4 protein-coding genes are annotated in these 3,263 nt (G+C 29.6%); 2 read left to right on the top strand and 2 right to left on the bottom strand.

The features are described from left to right. Positions 1-889: 889 nt before the first annotated feature. Positions 890-1,144, bottom strand: a complete 255-nt coding sequence (locus ABI657_RS19095; protein WP_348098859.1) for a hypothetical protein — start codon at positions 1,142-1,144, stop codon at positions 890-892. Positions 1,145-1,310: 166 nt separating this feature from the next. Further along, on the bottom strand, positions 1,311-2,192 hold the full coding sequence (locus tag ABI657_RS19090) for an AraC family transcriptional regulator (protein ID WP_348098858.1): 882 nt from the start codon (positions 2,190-2,192) through the stop codon (positions 1,311-1,313). 340 nt (positions 2,193-2,532) lie between these two features. Here ABI657_RS19090 and ABI657_RS19085 point away from each other — a divergent pair, with 340 nt between their 5' ends. Both ABI657_RS19085 and ABI657_RS19080 read left to right on the top strand, forming a co-directional pair. Further along, entirely contained in the window at positions 2,533-2,877 is a 345-nt protein-coding gene (locus tag ABI657_RS19085; RefSeq protein WP_348098857.1) for an L-rhamnose mutarotase, read from the top strand. Positions 2,878-2,992: 115 nt separating this feature from the next. Further along, positions 2,993-3,263 (top strand): alpha-L-fucosidase (locus tag ABI657_RS19080; RefSeq protein WP_348098856.1); only part of this gene is annotated, 271 nt, incomplete at its 3' end.

Below are 3,263 nucleotides of genomic sequence, written 5' to 3'. Positions count from 1 at the left end.
ACAGGAAAAGGATATGGCGAAAGCCAATTAATCAATAAATGTTCAGATAATGTAGTTTGTACAGAAGAAGAACATCAGTTAAACAGAAGAAGCGAATTTGTAATTGTTTCCATGAAATAAGAACTTTTAAATGTTTTGTAAAGGGCAAGAAAATGGATAAGCTCAATTTATACAGTTTTTTGCCACTTTCTTTCTATAGAAATCAAACATTATCCACTTAAATCGAAAGGTAAAAGTTATTCATTGCAAGTTTTACGATTATTCTCAATTCTAATTATAAAAATTAGTCAGTTTGAGTTTTTACGCAGGCAACAGAAAAAATATCAAGTATGCTTTTAAATATACTTTTCTGTTTTGTATAATATATATATCAAAGATTACTCGAATTGGCGAAAATTATCTTCAAAACTAATTACATCAAAGGGTTTTTATAACATAAAGTGTGAGAAGTTTTTTTCATAAATTAAAATATTGAAGATTATGAGATATGTAAATAAAATCACTCGGTAGCTCATATTTGTTGGAACTATTTTGTAGGCTAAATTGATAATGAATTTTCTATTGCTAATATCCCAAAAGACAGTAGTGTTTGCTTACTTCCATGATTTTATAATTAATTGACGGGAGACTGCAATTTTTAAGCATTGTCAGAACATGACTGGTTTGTTCAAAGGCTTTCATCTAATTGGATAGGGAAAGAAAAAACAAAGCACGTTAATTTGATTTTATATAATGAAATCAAATGTTTTTATTTTCAAACCTCCGTTAGCTCGCTTAAAATCTGGAAATCTTCGAGTAAAAGGTTCGAATTTTGTACCAAGGAGTTCACAATTAAACCCCTTGATTTCAAGGGGTTTTTTGTTTTTGGGTAATTTAAGTTTTAATAGATTTATATTAAATCAAACCTGAATGCTTTCAATATTTGTTCTAATTCGGCAAGATCACTTTCGCTTAAAGATTGTAACGGACTTCTTAAATAACCACGATTTTGACCCTGAATTTCCAATCCTGATTTTAGGGTTCTGGGTAATATTTTGGTTACAGTAAATTTTAAAAGATTGATCCAGGAGCTGAATTCTTTGGTAGTACATATATTGGTATAAAAAAGCATACCCGGAAATTCCACCAGGGGTAGAATATACATTGACAGAATTAGGTTTGAAGACTTTGCCAATTATAGATCAAATAACTGCTATTGGATTGGAAAATTTGGTTTAATATTCTGGAATTATATTATGTAAAAAGCAATTATTGGAGTAAATGTTATTTCTTTGAAGCACTTTTTATTGAAAATTTATATGCGTAGAAAATCACATAGAAGGTTTACTATTCTGATTGCGATACTCTCCTGGGGTAAGACTCACTATTTGTTTGAATATTTTTGAAAAGTGGGGTAAGTTCGAAAATCCGGTGTCCAAAGCAATTTCCAAAAATGTTTTATCACTGGTTGCAATGAGGTATTGTGCTCTTTCTATTTTTTTTTCATGGATATAGTTTAAGGGCCTTTGTCCGGTATGAGTCAGAAATTGTTTGGAAAAATAGTCCTGATTCTGATTAACTCTTCGTGCTAATTTAGCCACAGTTATATTTTCGCTCAAGTGAAGCTGTACATAACTCATTGTCTCTAATATTTTAGAAGATCTAATCTGTGGTTGGCTTGTACTAAAGTCTCTAGTACTTAGGAATCTGGAAATCAATTGAAGAAGAATGCCCTGATTTTCAAACTTAAGATGCGTTTTTATTGAATTATTGAGCAAACGGTATTCTTTATAAAAGGCTTCTTTTTCATATACTTTTGGATTGTCTGATCTATTAATTCCTCTTCCTGGATTATTTTGCAGCATTTTTTTAATAAGGATTACATCAAGTTCTGTAGCAACTAATTTTATCAATTTTCTATTATTGTTGAACAAAGAAATTCCATCTGGAGATTCTTCAAAAAACTGTATAAAGTATTGGCTCAAATTGGCTTGACAGTTCAGATTACAAATTGTAAAACTCGGAATTAGATAAAGATTGCCGGGCTCTAAAGCCAAACAGTTTGAATTGTCGGAAATAAATCCAATTCCATCATCTATATAATAAATTCGATAATAGGGGCTTATTACACTATTATAATTCCAATTATGATCGAGTTTTACATAATCAATATGCAATAATGAAAAGGAATATTTAAAAGTACTGTTAGACATAATGACATTATAATTGTAAAATACCGTTTTTGAATAATAAAAGGTCGTTTTTGAATAATTAATTCTAATTGTGTATATTTTAAATTTGTTTTATTGTATTAATGTAAATTAAAATAATAAAATAATAATATTAAATTTTATCCTTAAATATTTATGTGATATTTATTTTGTTTGGAATTTACAAATATTTGTAGCTTAATTTTAGCTGTAATATGGAAAAAGATAAAGTTTTTATGCTACCGTAATGACCTGGCTGGAAAGTGGTACTGTAATTATTAAAAATCAGCAAAATCTATGAAGAATCTAAATAGAGACAAATCCCATTTTAAAAACGTAATTTATGAATTCCAAAAAATTATGTTACGCCTGTGATTTAGTTGATAATCCAGCATTAATAGAAATATATAAACGCTATCATTCTAAGGATAGTGCTTGGCCTGAAATTACCAAAAGTATTAAAGATTCAGGTATCCTGGATATGGAAATTTATATCCTTGCCAACAGGTTGTTCATGATTATGGAAGTAGATGAAAGCTATACTTCGGAACGTAAACAAAAAATGGATGCTTCCAATCTAAAGGTTCAGGAATGGGAGAAATTAATGTGGCAATTTCAACAAGCACCTCCAGGAGCAAAAGATGGTGAGAAATGGTTGCCTTTGGAGCGGATATTTAAATTAGAATGATTTTTAATGCTTTTATTAAATTATTCAAATCGCTAGTTTAGAATGTTCATATATAAAATTTATGAAGCAATGCAAAGCAAAAAAGCTTAAAATAAAAAATAATATAAATAAAAAAATGAGAACAAAAATTTTATTCACGCTTTTATCCCTACTTCAGTTTAGCATTTATTCTCAAGACAAAAATCCTATGCCGGTGGTGGCAGCTCCATTAGCTATCAATAGTTTTCAAATGGGAGATTCGAAAACATTTTCTGAGGTAAAATTACAACTACCTATTGCAAAAGGACCTTTTGAGCCAACTTGGGAATCTATAGAAAAAAATTATCCCGGCGAGCCAGCTTGGCTTCGTGATGCAAAGTTTGGTATATGGGTTCATTTTGGACCAC

Origin of the sequence: Flavobacterium sp., from assembly GCF_039930565.1 — a bacterium.
GTDB lineage: Bacteria > Bacteroidota > Bacteroidia > Flavobacteriales > Flavobacteriaceae > Flavobacterium.
Note: the sequence above shows the minus strand (reverse complement) of the source record. Positions and strands in the feature narration are given on the sequence as shown.

Bases quoted from the DNA above. Each gene is read 5' to 3' on its own strand.
- ABI657_RS19095 (WP_348098859.1), bottom strand. From the start codon at position 1,144: ATGTATATTCTACCCCTGGTGGAATTTCCGGGTATGCTTTTTTATACC.
- ABI657_RS19090 (WP_348098858.1), bottom strand. From the start codon at position 2,192: ATGTCTAACAGTACTTTTAAATATTCCTTTTCATTATTGCATATTGAT.
- ABI657_RS19085 (WP_348098857.1), top strand. From the start codon at position 2,533: ATGAATTCCAAAAAATTATGTTACGCCTGTGATTTAGTTGATAATCCA.